Origin of the sequence: Shewanella amazonensis SB2B (assembly GCF_000015245.1) — a bacterium.
Classification (GTDB): Bacteria; Pseudomonadota; Gammaproteobacteria; order Enterobacterales; family Shewanellaceae; genus Shewanella; species Shewanella amazonensis.
Genome location: NC_008700.1, coordinates 2,737,519 through 2,756,358 on the forward strand (window position 1 = coordinate 2,737,519; position 18,840 = coordinate 2,756,358).

Below are 18,840 nucleotides of genomic sequence, written 5' to 3' on the forward strand. Positions count from 1 at the left end.
ATGAATAAACAAGACAAGATAGCGGTAGCCTTAAGTTACGACGGTAACGGGGCGCCCAAAGTCACAGCCAAAGGCGAGGCCTTACTTGCAGAGGAGATTATTGCTCTCGCCCGCGAATGTGGCATCCACATTCACGAAGACCCTGCGCTGGCCAATTTTCTGACCATGATGGAACTCAACGAAAGCATTCCGAAAGAGCTTTATGTACTCATCGCTGAACTGCTGTCGTTTGTGTACATGTTGGATGGTCGCTATCCGGAAGAATGGGCAAACATGCACAACAAGATAAAGACATCGGTGTAGTAGAAAAAAAGCTGCCGACGGCAGCTTTTTTTCTACTACATCAAAGACAGGGTGATAGTTGCTATCGTCCTGTCTTAAAACCCATCTCAAGGATTCGCAACAGCGACTGACTACCCCTTGCGGTGAAGACGCAGCAACAACTCTGCTTCGGCCCTTGGCAGCTCGCACTCATGCATCAGCTCTTCAATACCGGCACCGAGCGAGACCATTTTCATCGCCCGGGTATAAAGCCTGGCCTGTGGGTCTTGCTCGCGGGTTTCATCGATTCTAGCATCCTGTGCCACCAAGCGCTTTTCCAACTCGAGCACCCGCTTACCCACGCCTATGGTGCCACTTCTGAGCTCATGCAATTCCCGCTTGAAACCCTCACGCTGCTTATCGGCCTCTTTAAGCAGCAACGACAGCGCATCCACCTTGGTGCGAAGCTTCCCGAGCTGCTTTTGCAGGTATAGCACCAGCGCCAAACACGCGACAACGTACACCAAGGCTGCGATTAGAAACCCATTTTCAACCATGCAGCAATACCACTCCCTGAGTCAGATACGCCACAGGCCGCCATTGGCGGCCTGTGGCTTGGTATCTCATTAAATCTGAGCAAGCTCTGCCCATTCTTCATCAGACAGCAATTTGTCCAAATCAACCAGAATCAGCAGCTCATTATCCCTGTTACTCACGCCCTGAATAAACTTGGCACTCTCTTCGGTACCCACATTTGGCGCATTGTCAATTTCAGAGCGGCGCAGATAAACCACTTCTGCCACACTGTCGACCAAAATCCCGATGACCTGTTTTTCAGCTTCGATGATCACAATTCGGGTAGAGTCATCGACTTCAGCAGGCTGCAGCCCAAAACGTGAACGGGTGTCGATAACCGTCACCACGTTGCCACGCAGGTTGATAATACCCAAAACGTAGTGAGGGGCTCCCGGTACAGGGGCAATCTCGGTATAACGCAGCACCTCCTGAACCTGCATCACATTGATGCCATAGGTTTCGTTATCCAGTCTGAAGGTCACCCACTGTAATACCGCATCATCCTTTCCGGCAGCCACTGCCGCTACATTTCTCGAGTCTGTCATACGTACCTCAGCTAATAGGATCCTGACAACCTAAACCTGCATTGAGCATTTGGATCAATGCCCTGACATTCAAGATGCCACACATTTGTTCTTTCACTACACCAGCCAACCAAGGGCGTTTACCCGCTGTGGTGCGCCAATTGACTTGGGACTGCTTAATCCGTACCGAGTTGACCAAAGATTCGCAGGCCAAGCCCCAATTACTGTCTTCCAATAATACAAGATATTGATAATTTACGTTTTGCGCCAGTTCTTCATTGTATTTTTCCGGCATTACCCACGCGCAGGTGTCCACCAGATTGAGTTGCGACTCTCTGTGGGTCTGCACGCCCAAAAACCAATCCGGACGACCGAAAATATGATTGATGCGCTCAACCTTGACTATCCCACCCAAACTGACCAAGGGCACAGCCAGGGTTAATCCGGCTACTTTAAAGAATAGTACCTGAAACTCGTCATCCAGCTCTTCACGCAGGTCTTTTGTAATGCTGGGTGGCGTTGCTCCCGTTTGTGTCTGTGGCGCAGTTTGCACGGGCGCTACCGGGGTGACATCTTGTTCAGTCTCAAGCGTCACCTGAGCTTTTACGTTTTCCTGAACCTTAGTCCTAACCGCAATCTTTGGTTTGGTGACAGTCTCTGCAACCACTGGTGGCGATTCAACTGAAGCAGCCTTTTGTTCAACTACAGGCTGCTCAACTGCGGGGTGCTCAAGTGGTTTTGCAACGTCAAACACCGGCGCCAGCAACTTCTCCAACGAGGCCTTATCCAGCGGGTCCCGACTCGGAGCGATCCTTGGTGATTGTGCTGACTCAGATTTTGCTATCTGGAGCTCAGTTTTTACGGGTTGGGATTTCGAAGGGGCTGATGCCATCTCGCCAGCTGCAGAGCCGGTCAAGGTCTCTTGCGTGGGCGCATTGGCATCGGTAAAGGCGTTACCAACGCCAGTTGATACAACAACGGATATATCGCCAACCGGAGCATTTTGGGTGTGGACTTTGGTCAGCGAAGTGTCATCCGATACCTGAGCGTCTTCAGTCAGCAGCAATCGGAAAAAATCGACAACGGTTTCGTCAACTGACTTTGACATGGTCAAATTCTCCAGCCATCAAAAAAGTCAGCAAACGTTCATATGCTTTAATTCCGCGGCTAGTGGCTGCGTAATGTGACGCAGGTAAATGCGCCAAACTGGCATCGCGAAACTTGGTGTCAACCGGGATAACGTCAGGCCACAGAGTATCGCCGTATTGCTGGGCCAGCGCTTCGAGCGCCGCCGGTGATGCCTTGGTTCGCCGGTCATACATAGTTGGAACAACAGTATAACTATATCGGGTATTTTTGGAGCGGCCCATTAGCTCCATGGTTTTGATCATACGATCAAGGCCCTTAATGGCCAGAAACTCCGTTTGTACCGGTATCACAATATGCTGGCTTGCTGCGAGCGCATTGACCATAAGGACACCCAATACCGGCGGGCAATCAATCAGTGCCACATCGTAGTCGTCTTCCATCAATTTGAGCAGATTGCGCAGCACAAGCCCCATACCTTCCTGATGGCCCAGTGCTCGATCGAGAGTCGCCAACGCCATGGTCGCCGGGATCAAATCCAGATTTTCAACCAGGGTAGGCACTGTATGTTGCCTGATAAGGTCTTTGGTCAGGAATTTATGTGCGACAAAAACATCATACAGGGACCCAGGAACCTCTTCAGAGTCGATTCCAAGGTAATAGCCCAAGGATGCATGGGGATCGGTATCAACCATGAGCACGCGCTTGCCCTGCTTGGCCAGCAGGCCTGCCAAACTTGCCACGGTTGTGGTTTTACCCACGCCACCTTTTTGGTTTGCAATGGTCCAGACGTTCACGTCTCAGGCCCCCAGTAAGCGTTTATTGTTTTTTTTCGGTATTTTCGTCACGGGTTGTCACCCTGATGCCCCCATTGGGGAGTGCTATGACTTTCACTCCATCGCTGTTTTCTGAAATCACTTCAGGCACCAGCGACCTGGGTATGCTTCCGGCCTCTTGACTGTTGTCCTCCCTGACGCCATCCCCCTCATTTGCATTGATTTCGACCTGCTTGAGTAAACGCTCTGTCTCTCGGGGATGTGACTCCAGCCATTGCGCCAGAGCCTCGGCCTGACTGTCTGGTACCATCAGCAGCACCTGGCTTGCAGCGAGTTCAGCATTTCTGTCTTTCAGCTCGGTGTATTTTACCCGCAAATCAAAATAAAGCACCGTGATCACTACACTGAAAAGCACCAGCAAAAAGATGACCAGTGTCATCCCACCAGAGCCATCACGGCGCATATCAGCCACGACCTGACTCTTTTAAAATTGCGTCGGCCATATTTTCAAGCCCGATGGACAGAGAAGATATCCCGGCAGCAGTCACAGCCTGAGGCATACCGTAAACCACACAACTGGCTTCGTCCTGAGCCCAAATGGTCGCGCCCAGATTTTTGAGCATGCGCGCCCCTTCGCGGCCGTCAGCGCCCATACCTGTCAGCACCACTGCCAGCACATCACCGCCATACGCCTTTGAAGCAGAGGCAAAGGTAATATCAACACAGGGCTTGTAATTCATATCTGCGTTACCTGCGACTATCTTGACACGCCCGCTGGCACCGGCCTTTTCTATCATCATTTGCATACCGCCGGGCGCCAGATAGGCACAACCAGGCTGCAGCAAGTCACCGTTCGCGGCTTCTTTCACCGAAATGCGACACAGGCCATTGAGCCGCTGAGCAAAAGCCGGGGTAAACGCCGCAGGCATGTGCTGGATAAGCACAATAGGCAACGGATAGTTGGCGGGAAACTGTGTCAGGATTTTCTGCAGTGCGACAGGGCCGCCGGTGGACGTGCCTATCGCCAGCAATTTGTATTGTTTACCACTGGCACGTACGCTCACAGGTGCGGCAGCAGGGCTCTGAGGACGTTGCAATTGCACCTGAGGCCGCGAGCCAATGGCTGGGCGTAATGGTTCAGGTGCTGGAGCAGGCGTTCTGGAGATGACAGGTCTGAACAGCCTTCTTCTGCCAAGGGCTTTAACCCTCTGCTGCAGCAGCTTAATCGCCTCGTCTTTGTTGGTGGCGATGTCTTCAAACCGCTTTGGCAAAAAATCCAATGCCCCGGCATCCAGCGCATCCAGAGTCGCCTTGGCGCCATCGTGAGTCAAAGAAGAGAACATCAAAATGGGCGTTGGTATCTTGGCCATAATTTCACGCACAGCCGTAATACCGTCCATCACCGGCATCTCAATGTCCATGGTGATGACCTGAGGCTTGTGCTCCAAGGTCATCTTAATGGCTTCCATACCGTTGGATGCCGTTGCAACCACCTCCAACTCGGGGTCCTGAGTGACTATTTCACTGACCCGACGTCGGAAAAAGCTTGAGTCATCAACGACCAATACTTTTATTGTCATTTATATTCCTGCCAACAGCACGCGCTTGAGCTACTTCCGCTTGGCATAATGTTTCAATAATCCGGGAACATCCAAAATCAGCGCTATTCCACCGTCTGACGTAATGGTGGCACCGGCCATACCCGGAGTGCCATGAAGCAAAGCGCCAAGCGGCTTTATCACCACTTCTTCCTGTCCGATTAAGGCATCGACCACAAAACCGATTTGCATTGTTCCCAACTGCACAATCACCACATGGCCATGCTTTTTATCGCCATGCTTGAACTTGGTTTTGCTGCGACTCAGCCACTGCTCCAGATAAAAGAGTGGAACGGCCTTATCCCGGAAAATCACAGTCAACTGACCGTCCACTATGTTGGTCTTGGTCAAATCCAGGTGGAATATCTCATTAACGCTCGACAGAGGTAAGGCAAAGACCTGCTTGGCCACTTCCACCATCAGCGTTGGCATAATCGCCAGCGTTAGCGGCACCTTAATCTCAAGGATGGTACCCTTGCCTTTAACCGAATCGATGTGCACGGTTCCGTTAAGCTGGGTAATACGGGTTTTCACCACGTCCATACCCACACCACGGCCTGAAATATCAGAAATTTCGGTTTTGGTGGAGAAACCGGGGGCAAAAATCAGATTGTAGGCCTCATGGTCCGACATACGGGCCGCAGCATCTTCATCAAGCACACCACGTTTAACGGCGATGGCCTTGAGTTTCTCTGGGTCCATCCCCGCGCCGTCATCTTCGATTTTCAGGAGAATGTGGTCCCCTTCCTGGCTTGCCGACAGCGTAATGGTACCTGTCTTGGGTTTACCACTGGCAACACGATCGGCGGGCATTTCAATCCCATGATCGACAGAGTTGCGCACCAGGTGCACCAGCGGGTCAGCGAGGGCTTCCACCAGGTTTTTATCGAGATCGGTTTCCTCGCCTACCAATACCAAATCAATTTCTTTATTCAGGCTGCGTGCCAGGTCACGAACTACCCGCGGGAAACGGCCGAATACCTTCTTGATGGGCTGCATCCGTGTTTTCATCACAGCGCCCTGCAAGTCGGCAGTCACCAAATCGAGGTTAGCCAGCGCTTTGGACATTTCCTCATCTTCGCGGGTAACACCCAGGCTGACCAAGCGGTTACGTACCAGCACCAGCTCACCGACCATGTTCATTATCTGGTCGAGTCGGGCGGTGTCGACCCTTACCGTGGTCTCGCCCTGAGGCACAGAAGCGCCGGCTGCCGGTGCGGCTTTAGCGACAGGTGCTGGACTTTTTTCTGCGGCCACAACAGGTTTTGGTGCTTCAACAGGTGATGAGGGTTTTGCAACGGGCTTTGGCGACTCTGCAGGCGCTGCCGCTGATTTGGGTTGGCTCGTGGCGGGAGCGGCAGGTTTGGCTGCAGAGACAACGCCTGGCCCTGTACCCTTACCGTGAAGTTCATCCAACAACTTTTCAAACTCGTCATCGGTAATTTCATCGGTATCTACATGATCAGCAGGGCTATCTTCCACTTTGGCAACCACTTTATCGGTGGTGGCTTTAAACTTGCCCGAACCATGGAGTTCATCGAGTAAGGCTTCAAACTCGTCATCGGTAATTTCATCACCGGCCGGTGCGGCTTTGGCGGCAGCTTTGTCGGCACTTGGCGCAGCGCCAGACGTCCCGGTGACACCTGGACCTTTACCACTTCCGTGCAGAGCATCCAAGAGTGCTTCGAATTCGGCTTCGTTGATTTCATCGATGCTGGAATCGCTGGCGGGTGAGTCAAACAGAAAGTCATCCGTCATGGCAGGAGCCTGGGTAACAGGCTCGGCCGCCGCAGGCTCTTCAAGGTCGCCAAAAAGTTCAACGCCGGGGATCTCATTGTCCACGTTTATCGTGGGTTCAGATGAAGACGATGAGGAGGCTTCTCCGCCTTCTGACGGTAAGGGTGCACCGGAGGAGAGGAGCTTGAGTTTATCGAGTAACTCGGCAGACGCTGGCTCTTGCGCTTGTCCTGCCTGAGTTTGGGCGAACATGGTATTGATTGCGTCCACCGCCTGCAGAATGATATCCATCAATTCAGCAGTAACGTGACGTTTACCTGTTCGGAGTAAATCAAAGGTATTTTCCGATTCGTGACAGACGTCCACCATGGGTGCGAGCCCCAGGAAGCCTGCCCCACCTTTAACAGTGTGAAAGCCGCGGAAAATGGCATTGAGCAAATCCGTGTCTTCCGGATTATTCTCAAGAGCGACCAATTGTTCCTGCAGAAGCTCGAGAATTTCGCCGGCTTCTATCAAAAAATCCTGCAGAATCTCTTCATCAACATCAAATGACATTAAATTGACTCCTTATCAGAAACCCAGGCTGGACAGCAGGTCATCGACTTCATCCTGACCAGTCACCACATCCTGACGAAGCTCGGCATTCATGATGGGGCCTTCCGCTTCTATGCTGCTGGTACTCTTCTGGGTAACTTCTGTGGCTGGTTGCTCGCCAAAGACGGTCAACATTGACACCAGGCTATTCTCGACTTCACGAACCAAATCGATAACACGGCGGATCATCTGTCCGGTCAGATCCTGGAAGTCCTGCGCCATTAAAATCTGATTCAAAAGCTCGCGCAGTCTTTCTGAGTCCATCGCACTGCGATTCATCAGCTGTTGTACGTCATGGCAAAGGCTTTTGAACTCAGTAATGTCGATATCACGCCGCATGAGCTTATCCCAGGCTGGCATGACGGTTTGAATATGGTTGATAAGGGCGTCAGCGAGGGGCAAACACTCTTCCACAGCATCCATGGTTTTGTTGGCTGCCTGCTCCGTCATATCTATGACGTAGTTCAGTCGCTCTTTGGCGTCAGGAATATCGATACTGGCCAGTTCCATCAGGCGACTGTCCAACTGAAAATCAACCAGCGCACTGTGTAACTGGCGGGTCAGCTTACCCACTTCGTCAAACAGCTCTTTCTGAATGGGGACCGCAAGGTCCCGCAGCAGTAAATCAGCCTTTTCCTGCTCACCCGCACTCAGGAGCGTGACGAGTTCCTGTGCCTGTTCGAGACTAATGAGCCCTGATGTGTTTGCCTGCATAGCCCATCCTTGCTCAACCAAGTCGTTCGAATATCTTGTCCAGCTTCTCTTTCAGTGTCGCTGCAGTAAAAGGCTTAACCACATAGCCATTTACGCCAGCCTGAGCGGCGGCAATAATCTGCTCACGCTTGGCTTCAGCGGTCACCATCAGTACCGGAATATGCTTTAGGTTTTCATCGGCGCGAATCGCTTTGAGCAAATCGATACCCTGCATGCCCGGCATGTTCCAATCGGTAACCACAAAATCGAAATCACCCTTTTGCAGCATCGGTAAGGCGGTTGAGCCATCATCTGCTTCCTGGGTGTTATTAAACCCCAAGTCTCGCAACAAGTTCTTGATGATACGTCTCATTGTTGAAAAGTCGTCAACAATGAGAATCTTCATATTCTTGTCCAAGGTTTCCTCCGGTGAGCTGACACTCTAGCTGCTCAAATAATAATTTATACTTGTGTCCAATGCTTGAGCTTACCTTTGAGCCTGAGCATAGCCTGACTGTGGATCTGGCATACCCGCGACTCACTCACATCAAGAATGGCGCCTATTTCTTTTAAATTCAGTGCTTCATCGTAATAAAGTGATAACACCAGCGCGTCCCGCTCGGGTAACTGGCGAATGGCATCTGCCAAGGCCTGCTGGAACTGGCTCTGAGCCAGGTCATCATAAATGTCGTTGGTTTGCTCCCCGTCGGGAACCAGAACATCATGTGATACGCCTAAATCTTCTATCCCTATGATTTTACCAACAGAAACATCATTGAGGATATGATGGTATTCCTCCATCGACATATCAAGTCTTTCGGCAATTTCTGTGTCCCGGGCATCACGTCCGAGCTCTTGTTCCAGTTCGTCTATCACCTGGGCGACTCTGCGCTGATTACGGTGAACAGAACGTGGAACCCAATCACCTTTACGGATTTCATCCAACATGGCACCACGAATACGAATGCCAGCAAAGGTTTCAAACTTGGCGCCTTTGCCGCCGTCAAATTTGGCCGATGCCTCAAGCAGGCCAATCATGCCCGCCTGCAGCAAGTCGTCCAACTGTACGGATGCCGGCAATCTGGCCAACATATGGTGCGCGATTCTTTTAACCAGCGGTGCGTACTGTTCAACGATGGAGGTTTTACTCTCCATGGAGGTATACGCCGCGGCTTTATTCACTCGCTCTGTCCTCTTGATAATCGGGACGATGTACCAGACGCTCTACGAAAAATTCGAGATGGCCACCGGGTTGCTGCGGGATAGGCCAGCTCATCACCTTATTCGCCAGACCGTGGTAGGCAATGGCAGCAGGTGATTTGGGGTAAGCCTCTACAATCAATTTTTGCTTACGTACTGATTTTCGCAAGTTTTCATCGAAGGGAATGGTTGCAACCAATTCAAGTGCCACGTCGAGAAAGCGGTCAGTCACCTTGCTGAGTTTAGCAAAAAGTTCCATGCCTTCGCGCAGGCTACGAACCATATTTGCCACAATCTTGAACCTGAACACACCGTGCTCACGGCTGAGGATTTTGATGAGTGCGTAGGCATCTGTGATTGACGTAGGCTCATCACATACTACAACCAACACATCCTGGGCCGCACGGGAGAAACTGAGCACCATATCGGAGATACCGGCTGCGGTATCCACAATAAGCACGTCGAACTGGGTGCGCATTTCGCTGAAGGCCCGGATAAGCCCTGCGTGCTGCGCAGCTGTCAGCTCGACCATCGCCTGAGTACCCGAGGTAGCAGGCACTATGCCAATGCCCTTGGGACCACGCAGGATGATGTCGTCCAGCTCGGCGTCCCCGGATAATACATGGGAAAGATTTTTTTCGGCACGCAGACCCAACATCACGTCCACGTTGGCCAAACCGAGGTCGGCATCCAGTACCAATACCCGTTTGCCCTTTTCTGCCAGAGCCACAGCCGTATTGATGGAAACGCTGGTCTTACCTACCCCACCTTTGCCGCCTGTCACGGCAATGACTTTTACTTTTTCGTTATATGGCTGATTCATCATACGTAAACCGCTTGCTTGATCACGGGTCATAGCTTTACTCGAACGCAAAGGTCGTGCTTTCCGACCACATATTGTTGTCGATGCCCTGATACTCAGGTTCATTCAGGGCATCAAGCGCCTGTCTTGCCAACGCCAGGGTGTCTGCGACTTTCATATCTTCAGGAACTCTTTGCCCATCAGTCACATAACTCAGTGGCAGCCCACTCTGGATAAGTACGCTTAATGCACCGGCCAGAGAAACAGATTCATCCAGTTTGGTCAGTACAGCGCCGGATAAAGGAATGCGCTGGAAATGTTTAACCGCATCCTGAAGCACACGACGTTGCGACGTTGCTGACAATACCAGATAACTGCGGATCGGCAAGGCACTGTTAGCCGTCAAATTATCCAATTGCTCCACCAGTCGCATATCTCGCTGTCCCATACCGGCGGTATCTATCAATACTAGCTTGCGATTGCGCAGCTGATAAAGAATTTGTTGCAACTCATTGAGATCATGAGCTTGCTTAACAGGGCACCCCATGATTTTGCCATAAGTTGCCAATTGCTCAAAGGCTCCAATGCGATAATGGTCGGTGGTGATGAGCGCAACCTGATCCGCGCCATGATGAGCAGCAAATCGGGCGGCAATTTTGGCAATAGACGTGGTTTTACCAACACCAGTTGGCCCAACAAAGGCGACAACTCCACCACGCCTTACAATATCATCACCTTGATTGTCCAGCATATTTGCCAAACTTTGGGGCAGAGCCTTGACCAGTTCCGCTGGGTTGTAGTGCTGAGACAATCCCGCCAGTTTTGCGGCCACAGCGGGAGAGAACTCTGCCTCCAGCAGGCGGGTTTCGAGCATGGCGCCCACAGGATCGGTACGATTTTTCTGTTCCATCATCAGGGAAGAGACCTGATGGGTCAGTAAATTGCGCAGTGATGCCAGCTCTTCTTTCATGGCGTCCAGTTCAATTTGCTGGCGGCCCGGAGCACGGTTTTTATCGGCATCGGGAGTAAACGAGGCCTGACGGGGAGCTTCTTTCATTTTGGGCGCAGCCGGCGCTTCGAGTCCTCGGGCCCAGGCAGGCATGTCATCGGCTTCAACCGAATGGCCCATCTGCTGGTTCATGCGGCTTTGTTGACGCTCAAGCAAGGCCTGCAATGAGTCGGCCGGTGCCTCGTTGACTTTTTGACGGTTGGTACGCACAGGCGCACGCCCCCCCAGGGACACCTTATCGTCACTTATGTCGAAAGGGTTGGGTGCAGCGACCTTGGGCTCCATCGAAGGCTTGGGCTCGTCATAATCAACCGCTGCCACGATTTCGATCCCGCCGGTGACTTTTTTATTGGACATGATAACAGCGTCAGCACCGAGGGTTTCTTTTACCTGCGCCAGAGCGGCACGCATATCTTTTGCAAAAAAACGTTTTATTTTCAATTTACTACCCTCTTACTGGCCCACGGCTGACACTATTCTTATCTGCTTCTCATCGGGAATTTCCTGATAGGAAATCACCCTCAGGTTGGGAATGGTGTATTTCACAAAGCGCGACAGGGTCGAACGCAGCATTCCCGAGGTCAGCAGTATGGCGGGTTGACCCACCATTTCCTGCCGCTGAGCGGCGTCAGCCAGTGACTGTTGCATCCGCTCGGCCAATCCGGGTTCGATGTTGGGACCATCGCCACCGGAAGCCTGCATCGATTGATGCAACATCTGTTCCAACTCTGGTGCCAAAGTTATGACAGGGATTTCGGCCTCTGGCCCGGCTATTTCTTGAACAATCATACGTTTAAGAGCAATACGCACCGCCGCTGTGAGTACTTCGGTGTCACCGGACTTGGTACCATACTCCAGCAGTGTCTGCACTATGGTCCGCAGGTCGCGCACCGACACCCCTTCATTAAGCAGGTTTTGCATCACTTTCACCACGGTGCCGAGGGACATCACATCGGGGATAAAGCCGTCAACAAGCTTGGGCGAATGCTTGGCAAGAATATCCAGCAGCTGCTGTACTTCCTCATAACCCAGTAACTTGGAGGCATTATTGCTGAGAGTCTGACTGATGTGTGTTGCCACCACAGTGGCTGCATCAACCACGGTGTAACCCAGCGTCTGGGCATGCTCACGCAGCTCAGGTGCAATCCAAACCGCTTCGAGTCCGAAAGCCGGGTCCCGGGTCGTTACGCCATCGAGTTGCCCAAACACCTGCCCGGGGTTGATGGCCAGTTCACAATCGTGGCGAATTTCAGCCTCACCCACCACTACGCCCATCAGTGAGATGCGATAGGTGCTGGGGGCAAGATCCAGGTTGTCGCGAATGTGCACTGCGGGCACCAAAAAGCCCAGCTCCTGCGACAGTTTCTTACGTACACCCTTGATACGGGACAGGAGCTCGCCCCCCTGCCCCTTGTCCACCAGCGGGATCAGGCGGTAGCCCACCTCAAGTCCGATGGTATCCACATGGCGCACATCGTCCCAACCGAGCTCCTTGGGTGAATTATCGAGCTTCTCAACACTGCCGCTTGCCGCCGCTTCAAGGGCCTGCTGCTTACGCTTCTCGATGCGTTTATGCAGGAAATAGGCGCCGGCACCAGTTGCCACGGCGAAGGTTAAAAAAGCCAGATGGGGCATGCCGGGTACTATGCCCATAATAAAGAGCACCCCTGCGGCGATGGCCAGCGACTTGGGATTGTCAAACATCTGACTCATCACCATGCCACCCATGTCGCCTTCTTCATTCTGACGGGTCACCATCAGCGCTGCGGCAATGGAAAGCAGAAGCCCCGGGATCTGGGCCACCAGACCGTCACCAATGGTCAGCAGGGTATAAATCTCCACTGCATCCATAAAGGCCAGATCGTGCTGCACCATACCGATAACAAAGCCACCGAGGATGTTAATCACCAGGATCATGATCCCGGCGATGGCGTCGCCTTTCACAAACTTGGACGCACCATCCATGGCGCCGTAAAAGTCGGCTTCCTTGGTCACTTCAGCGCGGCGGGTACGGGCCTGTTCCTGGTTGATAAGCCCGGCGTTAAGGTCAGCATCGATGGCCATCTGTTTACCGGGCATGGCGTCCAGAGTGAAGCGGGCGCTCACCTCGGAAATGCGTCCGGCACCCTTGGTGACCACGGCGAAGTTGATGATGATAAGAATTAAAAACACCACCAGACCCACGGCGTAGTTTCCGCCAATCACCACAGAGCCGAAGGCTTCAATCACCTTACCGGCGGCATCTGCGCCGTTGTGGCCTTCGAGCAGTACAACACGGGTAGAGGCGACGTTCAGCGCCAATCTGAGCAGCGTTGCCACCAGCAGAACTGTCGGGAAAGCAGCAAAATCCAGGGGCCTGTTGGTATAGATGGCAACCAACAGTACCACCAGCGCGAGAGCAATGTTGAATGAAAACAGGATATCGAGCAGAAATGCCGGCATGGGCAGCACTATCATTGCCAGGGCCGCAAGCACCAATGCCGGGGTACCAAGCCCCTGCAGGTTTGCCGGTTTCATTTTTTTGATTTGACCCAGTTGGCCCATGACATCCATCAGACGCTACCCAAAATTGACACTTTGGTCCTACAAAGCAAATTTCAAGCCAAACTAAGGGGCAACCTGAGACACTGCAACGGCGAATATAACAACCGCTCAGTATTTAAACTCGTCGGGGATGGGTTGATTGAGAGGAATGGGCGTTGGTTTGCGGCCACGGCCTTTACGGTATTGCCGGAGCTGAAACACATAGGCAAGTACCTGAGCCACCGCGGTAAAGAGACCTTCGGGAACTTGCTGATTGAGCTTGGTAGTGTGATAAATCGCCCGCGCCAGCGGTGGCGCCGAGACAATGGCAATATCGTATTCCCGGGCTATCTCGCGAATTTTAAAAGCCACGGCATCCACGCCTTTTGCCAGTACAAAGGGGGCTGGCGAACGTTTTGCATCGTATTTCAGGGCAACGGCAAAGTGCTCGGGGTTAACCACTATGACGTCGGCCTTGGGCACTTCCGCCATCATACGGCGCATGGCGATTTCCCGCTGCATTTGACGAATGCGGCCTTTCACTTCGGGCTTGCCTTCGGTGTCCTTGTACTCATCTTTGACCTCTTGTTTGGTCATTTTGAGCTGCTTCTTGTGGTTCCAAATCTGAAAAGGCACATCGATAACGGCGATGATGAGCATGGAACTGCACAGCAACAGAAACATCCAGGTGAGTAAATCCAGAGCATGGAACACATTGGAGGGCAAATGCTCGGCAGATATCTGAATAATCTCAGGAAAGTAGAACGACAACAGAAAATAGGCCGCCACCGCCACCACAGAAAACTTAGCCAGCCCTTTCCCCAATTCCATCAGCGCCTGCAAACCGAACATGCGCTTAAAGCCCGCCAGTGGGCTCATTTTGCTGGCCTTGGGCAGCACTCCGTTACTGGAGAAAATAATGCCGCCGAGCACTATGTTTCCCGCAAAAGCCAGGGCAGCCAGCACCAGCACCAATCCGAGCACAGGCAATCCCAGCTCTTTGGCAATAGGAATCCAGATGTTAAGCATGCTGTTGGTATCAAACACCTGCTCGCGACTTTGCACCATGGTCATGGTCATCACATTGTGCATGGCCTTGCCAAGGCTCGGGCCCAACATCAAAAAACCAACGGCAGCAGCCAGCAGCACGGCCGCGGTGCCCAGTTCTTTGGAGCGGGCGACCTGGCCTTTCTCTCTGGCCTGTTCAAGTCGCCTCCCCGTGGGCTCCTCTGTACGTTCCTGACTGGTATCGTTTTCTGCCATGTCAGTTCACCCGGCATTGAATATGGGTAATGTCACACAACAACACCTGGGCCGCTTCCCAAATCTCACCGAAGTGGGACATCACAGGTGCCAGGGTCAACCAGAGGATAAAGAGGCCACTAATCATCACCACCGGGAAACCGATGGCAAAGATATTTAGCTGCGGAGCTGCCCGGGTCATGACCCCAAACGACAGGTTGATCAGCAGCAGCGCAACAATTGCCGACAGCGACATGGTGAGCGCCGCACCGAACATGTAGCTGCCCCACAGCGCCAGGCTGTGATAGTTAGCCAGGGTGATGCCAGTCATAGACACAGGCAGGGTATCAAAGCTCATCACCAACATGCGGATCATGGTGAGATGGCCGTCCACGGCAAGGAAAATCAGGGTGGCAAGCAGGAGGAAGAAATTACCCAGCACAGGTGTTTGCTGCCCGGAGCCGGGGTCCACCATGAATGAGAATCCGAGACTCGTCTGCATCCCTATGATTTGACCGGTGAGTACGAAAATCTGCAACATCATCAATGCAACCAGTCCCATGGCAACACCAATCAGGACTTGTTGGGCGCTGATAAAGACTGAGCTTAAGGCAAACAGCTCGCCCTGGGGCATGGGCGGTAACATGGGGCTCACGGCAAAGGTCACGGCAACGGATAACAGCAGCCTCACCCGCACCGGCGTTGTATTGGCGCCAAACACCGGCATCACCATAAACATCGCGGAAATGCGAAACAAGGGCCAGGTATAGGCCTTGATAGTCTCCATCAGAGTATCAAGGAGGACGTCCATCACCCTACTACCGACGGAATGAGATGCACCATCTCCAAAAAGAAGTCCATCATGGTTCTCACCAACCAATGCCCCGCCATCATCAACGCCAACAAAGTCACCAGCAGACGAGGCAGAAAGCTCAAGGTCTGTTCGTTGATGGACGTCGCCGCCTGAAACACAGCCACAATCAGGCCAACAACAAGTCCAGGCACAATAATGACGGCCACCATCATTACTATCACCGCCAGTGCTTCGCGGAAGATATCAATCAGGGCTTCTGGAGTCATAGGCGTCAGGTACCAAAACTGTTGGCTAACGTGCCCATCACCAGGCTCCAGCCATCCACCAGCACAAACAGCATGATTTTAAAGGGCAATGACACAATCATTGGCGACAGCATCATCATCCCCATGGCCATCAGGATACTGGCGACCACCAGGTCGATAACCAAAAAGGGCACAAACAGCATAAAGCCAATCTGGAAGGCGGTTTTCAACTCGCTGGTGATAAAGGCAGGAATAATCACCGTCATGGGCGCCTCTTCGGGTGACTTGATGTTGTCGTAGCCGGCGATATTCACGAAGGTTTCCAAGTCGGTGATACGCACCTGCGACAACATAAAGGCTTTCAGCGGCTCTTTACCTCGCTCGAATGCCTGGTCGATGGGCAAGGTTTCTTCCATATATGGTTTCACGCCCTGCTCATAAATTTTGTCGAACACGGGCGCCATGATGAAAAAGGTCATAAAGAGACTCAGGCCAATCAGTACCTGATTCGAGGGTGCCTGCTGCAGGCCGATAGCCTGTCTGAGCAACGACAGGGTGACTATGATACGGGTAAAGGAAGTGAGCATGATAACCATGGCGGGCAAAAAGCTCAGCGCCGTCATCAGCATCAGAATTTGCAGTGTGACCGAGTACTGTGTGCCCCCATCCGGTGTGGTGGTGACGGTTACCGCAGGCAAGACACCATCTGCGCCGAAGGCTGGCAGCGAGGCCATGCCAGCCAATATCCAGAATAACATCGCTAACACGCGGGTCACTTTTGGCCATCCTTAGCCATTTTGAGGCGACTGGCAAAGGAGTCCTGCACAACAGTCAAAGGCTCGTCCAGCTTATCTATCAGGGTTATCTGCGATGCTGTCACCCCCAGGAGATACTGTTTCTCCCCAACCTGGGCCAGCACCAGCTTTTCACGCTGACCGAGCGGGGTTACCGCCAGGGTACGCACCACATTGCCACCGGATGACACCAGATTGAGCCTGCGCACCACATAAGCCAGCACAAAAATCACTGCCAGCACTAAAATCAGACCGCCAATCATACTGGCGAGTGTGGTGGCATAACCCGCAGAGCCGGCGACATCTGTGCCGGCAGAACCTGTGGATGCCAGTGAGAGTAGAGTTAAAGACACACAGGCTCCCTATTGTTTTACTTGAGCTTTTTAATTCGCTCGGTTTGACTTATCACGTCAGTGAGGCGAATACCAAACTTGTCGTTTACCACCACCACTTCGCCGTGGGCTATCAGAGTACCGTTAACCATCACATCCAGCGGCTCACCGGCCACGCGGTCGAGCTCCACCACTGAGCCCTGATTGAGCTGCAACAGGTTGCGGATGCTGATATAGCTGCGCCCCACTTCCATAGAAATGGTCACTGGAATGTCCAAAATGGCATCCAGCTTGGCGGCCTCCTCACTGCTCAGGGGTTTGGTCTCATCTTTCAGCTCTTCAAACTCGGCGGCCTTGGCTTCTTCCAGGGCCTGCTCGGCCATTGCTGCGGCCCAATCGTCTTCGGTATTCATCTCATATCACCTTAGAGGTCATTGATATCTCTGGCTTTGCCCTTTCGGGTCACCAATTGTAATTCGGTTTTCACAGTCTCTGGACGAGGGATCTTTTCACATATTTTGAGCGCCAACTGTTCACGGGATTTACCCAGCTTGCAGCGGTAAGTGGGCAGCTCTTCAATCTTCATCAAAACATATTCAGGGAGCTCGACCGGGATCACATCGCCTGCCTGCATCTCCATGACGTCCCTCAGGCTTATCTGGTGTTCAACCACTGTGGCTTCAAAGCCCACTTCGACATCCATGATTTCATCCTTAAGCGCCTGAGACCAGCGCATGTCGGTATCCTGCTTATCGCTCTGGACACCCGCATCCAGCAGTTCACGGATAGGTTCAATCATGGAGTAAGGCATGGTGATGTGGAAATCACCGCCACCGCCGTCCACCTCAATATGGAAGGAGTTCACCACCACTACTTCTGTAGGACTGACGATATTCGCCATGGCCGGGTTCACTTCTGAGTCGAGATAATCAAACTCAACATCCATCACCGGCGCCCAGGCGTCTTTATAATCTTCGAAGATGATTTTCAGCAGCAGCTGCACGATGCGCCGCTCTGTCGGGGTAAATTCACGACCTTCAATTTTGGCGTGGAAACGGCCATCGCCACCAAAAAAGTTGTCCACCAAAATAAACACCAAGCGGGCTTCCATGGTGATAAGTGCGGTGCCTTTCAGGGGTTGAAACCGCACCATATTCAGGCTGGTTGGTACAAACAGGGTATGAACGTATTCGCCAAACTTGAGCATCTGCACGCCGTTAATGGACACCTCAGCGGCGCGGCGCATCATATTGAACATGCTTATGCGCAAATGGCGGGCAAATCGCTCGTTAACGATTTCCAGCGTTGGCATCCGGCCACGAACGATTCTGTCCTGTGAAGAGAAGTCGTAGGAGCGCGCCGACGCACCGGCCTCGCTGACCTCTTCTTCTTCAACATCATCCACGCCGTGAAGGAGCGCATCAATTTCGTCTTGGCTAAGTAAATCCGTCACAATCTTGCCTTATTCATTTGATAGCAATAACACCTGTGTTATTGCATCACAAAACCGGTAAAGAGGACCTTTTCAACCACTTTGCGACCGGTAACGGGTTGCAGGGTATTTTGTACGTTCAGCAGCGCCAGCTGTCTTAGCTCGTCCTTCCCCGCCTGGGTGGACAGCTTTTGCACATCACCACCACTGAATGTGGTCAGCAAGGCATCTTCAATCAGGGGGATGTGTTTTTTGATAAGCACATCATCGTCGGCACCGCGCACCATCAGCTGCACCTTGATTTCCACGAGGCGGCTGCGCGGTTGACCGGGCAGATTGAACAAAAAAGGCCTGGGCATGGCCACATAAAAGGCTTCACGTGAATTTGACTCTGCAGACGCTGCGGCTCCGCCCGCGGCTTCCGTGGCAGCCTCAGCGGCAACCGGCTCAGGGTCGCTGCTGCCCAAAAACAACCAGGCACCAACGCCCAGTAATGCGGCTACGACCACGCCGATAATGATGAAAAGGCCTTTCTTACTTTTCTTGGCACCGGTATCTTCCAGTTGTAGGGACTCTTCTTCTGCCATCTGGCTTATCCTTTT

General features: G+C 52.6%; 22 protein-coding genes. 1 reads left to right on the forward strand and 21 read right to left on the reverse strand.

What is annotated here, in order from left to right:
• Positions 1 to 303 carry an EscU/YscU/HrcU family type III secretion system export apparatus switch protein gene (locus tag SAMA_RS11890; RefSeq protein ID WP_011760383.1) on the forward strand — a complete coding sequence of 101 codons (303 nt, stop codon included), beginning with the start codon at positions 1 to 3 and terminating at the stop codon, positions 301 to 303.
• A 110-nt stretch (positions 304 to 413) separates the two neighbouring features.
• Here the strand turns inward: SAMA_RS11890 and SAMA_RS11895 are convergent, their stop codons facing one another.
• The 21 genes from SAMA_RS11895 to fliL form a co-directional block, all read right to left on the reverse strand.
• Positions 414 to 818: a DUF2802 domain-containing protein gene (locus SAMA_RS11895; protein WP_011760384.1), complete on the reverse strand. Its 405-nt coding sequence runs from the start codon at positions 816 to 818 to the stop codon at positions 414 to 416.
• Between the two features lie 69 nt (positions 819 to 887).
• Entirely contained in the window at positions 888 to 1,382 is a 495-nt protein-coding gene (locus SAMA_RS11900; RefSeq protein WP_011760385.1) for a chemotaxis protein CheW, read from the reverse strand.
• Positions 1,383 to 1,389: 7 nt separating this feature from the next.
• Positions 1,390 to 2,469: a chemotaxis protein CheW gene (locus SAMA_RS11905; RefSeq protein WP_011760386.1), complete on the reverse strand. Its 1,080-nt coding sequence runs from the start codon at positions 2,467 to 2,469 to the stop codon at positions 1,390 to 1,392.
• The gene (locus SAMA_RS11910) at positions 2,453 to 3,244 is read right to left on the reverse strand and encodes a ParA family protein (protein ID WP_011760387.1); all 792 of its coding nucleotides are present in this window, start codon (positions 3,242 to 3,244) and stop codon (positions 2,453 to 2,455) included. Before SAMA_RS11910 ends, SAMA_RS11905 begins: the two co-directional genes overlap by 17 nt.
• A gap of 22 nt (positions 3,245 to 3,266) precedes the next feature.
• The gene (locus tag SAMA_RS11915) at positions 3,267 to 3,695 is read right to left on the reverse strand and encodes a hypothetical protein (RefSeq protein WP_049757908.1); all 429 of its coding nucleotides are present in this window, start codon (positions 3,693 to 3,695) and stop codon (positions 3,267 to 3,269) included.
• Positions 3,688 to 4,803, reverse strand: a complete 1,116-nt coding sequence (locus SAMA_RS11920) for a protein-glutamate methylesterase/protein-glutamine glutaminase (protein ID WP_011760389.1) — start codon at positions 4,801 to 4,803, stop codon at positions 3,688 to 3,690. Before SAMA_RS11920 ends, SAMA_RS11915 begins: the two co-directional genes overlap by 8 nt.
• Positions 4,804 to 4,833: 30 nt before the next feature.
• On the reverse strand, positions 4,834 to 7,113 hold the full coding sequence (locus SAMA_RS11925) for a chemotaxis protein CheA (protein WP_011760390.1): 2,280 nt from the start codon (positions 7,111 to 7,113) through the stop codon (positions 4,834 to 4,836).
• 15 nt (positions 7,114 to 7,128) lie between these two features.
• Positions 7,129 to 7,866, reverse strand: a complete 738-nt coding sequence (locus SAMA_RS11930) for a protein phosphatase CheZ (RefSeq protein WP_011760391.1) — start codon at positions 7,864 to 7,866, stop codon at positions 7,129 to 7,131.
• Between the two features lie 13 nt (positions 7,867 to 7,879).
• Positions 7,880 to 8,263, reverse strand: a complete 384-nt coding sequence (gene cheY, locus SAMA_RS11935) for a chemotaxis response regulator CheY (RefSeq protein ID WP_011760392.1) — start codon at positions 8,261 to 8,263, stop codon at positions 7,880 to 7,882.
• Positions 8,264 to 8,307: 44 nt separating this feature from the next.
• Positions 8,308 to 9,027 (reverse strand): RNA polymerase sigma factor FliA, encoded by a 720-nt coding sequence (locus SAMA_RS11940; protein ID WP_011760393.1) that lies wholly within the window; start codon positions 9,025 to 9,027, stop codon positions 8,308 to 8,310.
• Positions 9,020 to 9,901, reverse strand: coding sequence for a MinD/ParA family protein (locus SAMA_RS11945; RefSeq protein WP_011760394.1), 882 nt, complete (start codon positions 9,899 to 9,901; stop codon positions 9,020 to 9,022). The genes SAMA_RS11940 and SAMA_RS11945 overlap by 8 nt, the downstream gene beginning before the upstream one ends.
• A 4-nt stretch (positions 9,902 to 9,905) precedes the next feature.
• Entirely contained in the window at positions 9,906 to 11,297 is a 1,392-nt protein-coding gene (gene flhF / locus SAMA_RS11950) for a flagellar biosynthesis protein FlhF (protein ID WP_011760395.1), read from the reverse strand.
• Between the two features lie 12 nt (positions 11,298 to 11,309).
• Positions 11,310 to 13,409, reverse strand: a complete 2,100-nt coding sequence (gene flhA / locus SAMA_RS11955) for a flagellar biosynthesis protein FlhA (RefSeq protein WP_011760396.1) — start codon at positions 13,407 to 13,409, stop codon at positions 11,310 to 11,312.
• Between the two features lie 99 nt (positions 13,410 to 13,508).
• A complete protein-coding gene (gene flhB, locus SAMA_RS11960; protein WP_011760397.1) occupies positions 13,509 to 14,642 on the reverse strand; it encodes a flagellar biosynthesis protein FlhB in 1,134 nt (377 codons plus the stop codon).
• A gap of 1 nt (position 14,643) precedes the next feature.
• Positions 14,644 to 15,432 carry a flagellar biosynthetic protein FliR gene (gene fliR, locus SAMA_RS11965; protein WP_011760398.1) on the reverse strand — a complete coding sequence of 263 codons (789 nt, stop codon included), beginning with the start codon at positions 15,430 to 15,432 and terminating at the stop codon, positions 14,644 to 14,646.
• Positions 15,432 to 15,701 carry a flagellar biosynthesis protein FliQ gene (gene fliQ, locus SAMA_RS11970; RefSeq protein WP_011760399.1) on the reverse strand — a complete coding sequence of 90 codons (270 nt, stop codon included), beginning with the start codon at positions 15,699 to 15,701 and terminating at the stop codon, positions 15,432 to 15,434. Before fliQ ends, fliR begins: the two co-directional genes overlap by 1 nt.
• A gap of 5 nt (positions 15,702 to 15,706) precedes the next feature.
• On the reverse strand, positions 15,707 to 16,438 hold the full coding sequence (gene fliP, locus SAMA_RS11975; protein ID WP_041409842.1) for a flagellar type III secretion system pore protein FliP: 732 nt from the start codon (positions 16,436 to 16,438) through the stop codon (positions 15,707 to 15,709).
• Between the two features lie 14 nt (positions 16,439 to 16,452).
• Positions 16,453 to 16,806 carry a flagellar biosynthetic protein FliO gene (gene fliO, locus SAMA_RS11980; protein WP_232280550.1) on the reverse strand — a complete coding sequence of 118 codons (354 nt, stop codon included), beginning with the start codon at positions 16,804 to 16,806 and terminating at the stop codon, positions 16,453 to 16,455.
• A gap of 38 nt (positions 16,807 to 16,844) precedes the next feature.
• The gene (gene fliN, locus SAMA_RS11985) at positions 16,845 to 17,219 is read right to left on the reverse strand and encodes a flagellar motor switch protein FliN (RefSeq protein ID WP_011760402.1); all 375 of its coding nucleotides are present in this window, start codon (positions 17,217 to 17,219) and stop codon (positions 16,845 to 16,847) included.
• Between the two features lie 11 nt (positions 17,220 to 17,230).
• Complete coding sequence (fliM, locus tag SAMA_RS11990) at positions 17,231 to 18,259, reverse strand: flagellar motor switch protein FliM (protein WP_011760403.1); 1,029 nt, start codon at positions 18,257 to 18,259, stop codon at positions 17,231 to 17,233.
• Positions 18,260 to 18,297: 38 nt separating this feature from the next.
• Positions 18,298 to 18,825 carry a flagellar basal body-associated protein FliL gene (gene fliL / locus SAMA_RS11995; RefSeq protein ID WP_011760404.1) on the reverse strand — a complete coding sequence of 176 codons (528 nt, stop codon included), beginning with the start codon at positions 18,823 to 18,825 and terminating at the stop codon, positions 18,298 to 18,300.
• Positions 18,826 to 18,840 lie beyond the last annotated feature (15 nt).

Bases quoted from the DNA above. Each gene is read 5' to 3' on its own strand.
- SAMA_RS11890 (WP_011760383.1), top strand. From the start codon at position 1: ATGAATAAACAAGACAAGATAGCGGTAGCCTTAAGTTACGACGGTAAC.
- SAMA_RS11895 (WP_011760384.1), bottom strand. From the start codon at position 818: ATGGTTGAAAATGGGTTTCTAATCGCAGCCTTGGTGTACGTTGTCGCG.
- SAMA_RS11900 (WP_011760385.1), bottom strand. From the start codon at position 1,382: ATGACAGACTCGAGAAATGTAGCGGCAGTGGCTGCCGGAAAGGATGAT.
- SAMA_RS11905 (WP_011760386.1), bottom strand. From the start codon at position 2,469: ATGTCAAAGTCAGTTGACGAAACCGTTGTCGATTTTTTCCGATTGCTG.
- SAMA_RS11920 (WP_011760389.1), bottom strand. From the start codon at position 4,803: ATGACAATAAAAGTATTGGTCGTTGATGACTCAAGCTTTTTCCGACGT.
- SAMA_RS11925 (WP_011760390.1), bottom strand. From the start codon at position 7,113: ATGTCATTTGATGTTGATGAAGAGATTCTGCAGGATTTTTTGATAGAA.
- SAMA_RS11930 (WP_011760391.1), bottom strand. From the start codon at position 7,866: ATGCAGGCAAACACATCAGGGCTCATTAGTCTCGAACAGGCACAGGAA.
- SAMA_RS11945 (WP_011760394.1), bottom strand. From the start codon at position 9,901: ATGACCCGTGATCAAGCAAGCGGTTTACGTATGATGAATCAGCCATAT.
- flhA (WP_011760396.1), bottom strand. From the start codon at position 13,409: ATGGATGTCATGGGCCAACTGGGTCAAATCAAAAAAATGAAACCGGCA.
- flhB (WP_011760397.1), bottom strand. From the start codon at position 14,642: ATGGCAGAAAACGATACCAGTCAGGAACGTACAGAGGAGCCCACGGGG.
- fliR (WP_011760398.1), bottom strand. From the start codon at position 15,432: ATGGACGTCCTCCTTGATACTCTGATGGAGACTATCAAGGCCTATACC.
- fliQ (WP_011760399.1), bottom strand. From the start codon at position 15,701: ATGACTCCAGAAGCCCTGATTGATATCTTCCGCGAAGCACTGGCGGTG.
- fliP (WP_041409842.1), bottom strand. From the start codon at position 16,438: ATGTTATTCTGGATATTGGCTGGCATGGCCTCGCTGCCAGCCTTCGGC.
- fliN (WP_011760402.1), bottom strand. From the start codon at position 17,219: ATGAATACCGAAGACGATTGGGCCGCAGCAATGGCCGAGCAGGCCCTG.
- fliL (WP_011760404.1), bottom strand. From the start codon at position 18,825: ATGGCAGAAGAAGAGTCCCTACAACTGGAAGATACCGGTGCCAAGAAA.